Source organism: Micromonospora sp. NPDC049580 (assembly GCF_040675595.1).
Lineage (GTDB): Bacteria > Actinomycetota > Actinomycetes > Mycobacteriales > Micromonosporaceae > Micromonospora.
In genome coordinates, this window is sequence record NZ_JBFAPG010000535.1 from 1 (window position 1) to 3,999 (window position 3,999).

2 protein-coding genes and 1 pseudogene are annotated in these 3,999 nt (G+C 72.3%); 1 reads left to right on the forward strand and 2 read right to left on the reverse strand.

Annotated elements, in window-relative coordinates:
• Positions 1-959 (reverse strand): annotated as a pseudogene (locus AB0J68_RS28540) (permease); the annotation flags it as partial.
• 150 nt (positions 960-1,109) lie between these two features.
• Positions 1,110-2,537: a UDP-glucose/GDP-mannose dehydrogenase family protein gene (locus tag AB0J68_RS28545; RefSeq protein WP_354854219.1), complete on the reverse strand. Its 1,428-nt coding sequence runs from the start codon at positions 2,535-2,537 to the stop codon at positions 1,110-1,112.
• 251 nt (positions 2,538-2,788) lie between these two features.
• Here AB0J68_RS28545 and AB0J68_RS28550 point away from each other — a divergent pair, with 251 nt between their 5' ends.
• A complete protein-coding gene (locus AB0J68_RS28550; protein WP_354854221.1) occupies positions 2,789-3,958 on the forward strand; it encodes an acyl-CoA dehydrogenase family protein in 1,170 nt (389 codons plus the stop codon).
• Positions 3,959-3,999 lie beyond the last annotated feature (41 nt).

A 3,999-nucleotide genomic window follows, 5' to 3' on the forward strand; every position in this document is an offset into this window, starting at 1 on the left:
GGCAGGTCCTGCCGGACGGGGCGCTCCACCACGATCGGGGAGCGGGCCAGCCAGAGGTCGAGGAGGGCCACCAGGGTCAGCACCAGCGCCCAGCCGCCCGGCCCGGTGATCCGGTCGTACGCGAGCAGCGGCAGCACCGGCTGCGCGGCGACCACTGTCGCGAAGCGGGGCGCGCGCAGCCCGGTCCAGGCGGCGTACCCGACGGACACGGCGGCGGTGGCCGCGAAGATCAGCCCGGCGAAGACGGCGCCGGAGGTGACGCCGTCGCCGATCCGGTCCACCGCCCACAGCGCGTACCCGGCCAGCGGCACGAGCAGCAGACCCACCGCGGAGATCGTCTCCGCGGTGGAGGTGAGCCCGCGCCGGGCCAGCGCCGGCGGGGCGAGCAGCATCAGTGCCGTGGCGAGCAGCAGGACGCCGAGGCGGGCCAGCGCGTCCATCGAACTCGTCGCCACCGCGGCGAAGACCACTGCGGCCACGGCGAGCAGCAGCGCGCCCAGCCCGAGCGGGATGTTCTGCACCTCCCGCGAGGACGCCTCCGGCGGGTGCTCGGGGTCGTCGGCGTCCAGCCAGGACGCCCGGGGCGGGGGCGGCGGCGGATCGTCCGGGACGTGCGGCGTGCCCTGGCGCGGAACCCGGGGCGGCGGCGCGCCGGTGGTGGCCGTCGGCGGGCGGCGACCGGGGCGGCGGCGCAGCACCCGGCGGGGCCGGGTGGCCTGCTTGATCCGCTCCTCACCGGCGTGGGCGAGGATGTCCCGTTGAAAGAGCGCGGCCTGCATCTTGGCGGCGATCTGCCGCTGTTCGCTGGCGATGGCGGCGTCGCGTGCCTTCATCTCCGCGATCGAGCGCTCGATGTCCGCCAGATGTTCGACCCACTGGGGCTGGTCGGCCCCGCAGTGCGGGCAGCGTACGGCCGGCTTGATCTCCCGACCGCACGAGGAGCATTGAAAGGTCGCCACGACACCCCTCCACCCGCACTGTGGACTCCCACTGTCGCAGCATGCCCAAAGCTGGCGCGGATTTCGACACTTGTCGGCGGGTCCGGGGCAAACAACATCACCGGCCGGCCGCGCAGAGTGCTTCGCGACCGGCCGGTGAGTGGCGAACCGTCAGGGGCGGCCCATGCCCCGGTACTCCCAGCCGGCCTGGGTCCACAGTGCCGAGTCGAGACAGTTGCGCCCGTCGACGACCTTGCGACCGCCGACCAGCTCGCCCAGGGCGACCGGGTCGGCGTTGCGGAAGTCCGCCCATTCGGTGAGGACGCAGACCAGGTCGGCGCCGGCGACCGCCTCGTTGATGCCGGCCTCGTAGGTCAGCTCGGGCACCGCGCGGCGGGCGTTCTCGGTGCCCTGCGGGTCGTACACGTGCACGTCGGCGCCGGCCTTCTGCAGGAGCGCGGCGACGGCGAGCGCCGGGGCGTCGCGGACGTCGTCGGTGTTGGGCTTGAAGGTCGCGCCCAGCACGGCGATCCGGGTGCCGGAGAAGTCCGGGCCGGCCGGCCCGGAACGGCGGCCGAGCAGGTCCGCCGCGAGCTGGAGCACGCGGGTCCGGCGGCGCAGGTTGATCAGGTCGACCTCGTGCAGGAAGCGCAGCGCCTCACCGGCCCCCAGCTCCTGCGCGCGGGCCTGGAAGGCGCGGATGTCCTTGGGCAGGCAGGCGCCACCGAAGCCGAGGCCGGCCTGGAGGAACCGGTTGCCGATCCGGGGGTCGTACCCGATCGCGCGGGCCAGCTGGGTGACGTCGCCGCCGCTGGCCTCGCAGACCTCGGCCATGGCGTTGATGAAGGAGATCTTCGTGGCCAGGAACGCGTTCGCCGCGACCTTGACCAGCTCGGCCGTCGCGAAGTCGGTGACCACCAGGGGCACCTCGCGGTCCTCGGTGGCGGCCAGGTCGAAGACGCCCTTGTGCGCGGCGTAGAGCATGCCGTTGGCCCACTCGCTCTTCACGCCGACCACGATCCGGTTGGGGCGCAGCACGTCGTCGACGGCGAAGCCCTCCTGGAGGAACTCGGGGCTCCACGCCACCTCGACGCCCAGGTCGCCGGGGGTGTGCTTGCCGACCAGCTGCTCGACCCAGTCGGCGGTGCCCACCGGCACGGTGGACTTGCCGACGATCAGCGCCTTGCGGGTCAGGTGCTGCGCGAGGCTGGTCACCGACGCCTCGACGTACGACAGGTCGGCGCCCATCCCGTCGGCCCGCTGCGGGGTGCCGACGCAGATGAAGTGCACGTCGCCGAACTCGGCGGTCTCGGCGATGTCGGTCGAGAACCGCAGCCGACCGGCGGCCAGGTTGCGCTTGAGCAGCTCGTCCAGGCCGGGCTCGTGGATCGGCACCTCGCCGGCGTTCAACATCGCGATCTTGTCCGCGTCGACGTCGAACCCGAGCACCTCGTACCCGAGTTCCGCGTAGCAGATGGCGTACGTCGCACCGAGGTAGCCGGTCCCCAGGAACGTCACCCGCGGCCGAGGCGCGCCCGAAGGCGGCGTCACCGCGGCGATGGCGGGGGTCGGCTGGATGGTGGGGTAGGGGATCGTCACGCCTGTCTTCTCCGCTCGCACTGGCGGCGCGTCGTCGCGTCGCATTCTGCTGCGGCGCCTGGCCGGGCACCGGAGGGGTGGCTCAACTGTCTGCCTTCCATCATCGCCCAGCGGCGCGGGTGCTCCGTCATGCCCATACCTACGCGCCGGTAACATCACCTGAACTGCAGTCGCTATCCTTCAGTCTGCGCGGTCGGCGGTCAGGGGAGGCCACAGACTGCGCATGATAGCGGTGAAGGGGAGGGGCCGACATGGCCGCAGGGGAGTCGTTCGACGTCTACCGGTTGCCCGAGGAGCACGAGGCGATCCGGCAGGCGGTCCGTGAGGTCTGTGCCGCCAAGGTGGCTCCGCACGCCGCCGAGGCCGACGAGACCGGGGAGTTCCCGAAGGCGTCCTACGACGCGCTGCGGGCAGCCGATTTCCACGCGCCGCACATCCCCGAGGAGTACGGCGGCGCGGGCGCGGACGCGCTGGCCACCGCCATCGTGATCGAGGAGGTGGCGCGCGCCTGCGCGTCCTCGTCGCTGATCCCGGCGGTGAACAAGCTCGGCACGATGCCGCTGCTGCTGTCCGGTTCCGAGGAGCTCAAGCGCCGCTACCTGACCCCGGTCGCGGCGGGCGACGCCATGTTCTCGTACTGCCTCTCCGAGCCGGAGGCGGGCAGCGACGCGGCGTCGATGACGACCCGGGCGGTGCGTGACGGGGATCACTGGGTGCTCAACGGCGTGAAGCGGTGGATCACCAACGCCGGCGTCTCCGAGTTCTACACCGTCTTCGCCGTCACCGACCCCGCCGCCCGCTCCCGGGGCATCTCGGCCTTCGTGGTCGAGAAGTCCGACGCCGGGGTGAGCTTCGGCGCTCCGGAGAAGAAGCTCGGCATCAAGGGCTCGCCGACCCGCGAGGTCTACCTGGACAACGTGCGAATCCCCGCCGACCGGATGATCGGCGCCGAGGGCACCGGCTTCGCCACCGCCATGAAGACCCTGGACCACACCCGGGTCACCATCGCCGCGCAGGCCGTCGGGATCGCGCAGGGCGCGCTCGACTACGCCAAGGGGTACGTGGCCGAGCGCCGCCAGTTCGGCAAGGCGGTCGCCGAGTTCCAGGGCATCCAGTTCATGCTCGCCGACATGGGCATGAAGCTGGAGGCGGCGCGGCAGCTCACGTACGCCGCCGCCGGCAAGTCCGAGCGGGGCGACGCCGACCTGACCTACTTCGGCGCGGCGGCCAAGTGCTTCGCCTCCGACGCCGCCATGGAGATCACCACCGACGCGGTGCAGCTGCTCGGCGGCTACGGCTACACCCGCGACTACCCGGTCGAGCGGATGATGCGTGACGCCAAGATCACCCAGATCTACGAGGGCACCAACCAGGTGCAGCGCATCGTCATGGCCCGGCAGTTGCTGGCCGGCGTCGTCTGACCGCCGCCTGATCGACCCCGACAGCCCCACCGCCCGCCGGC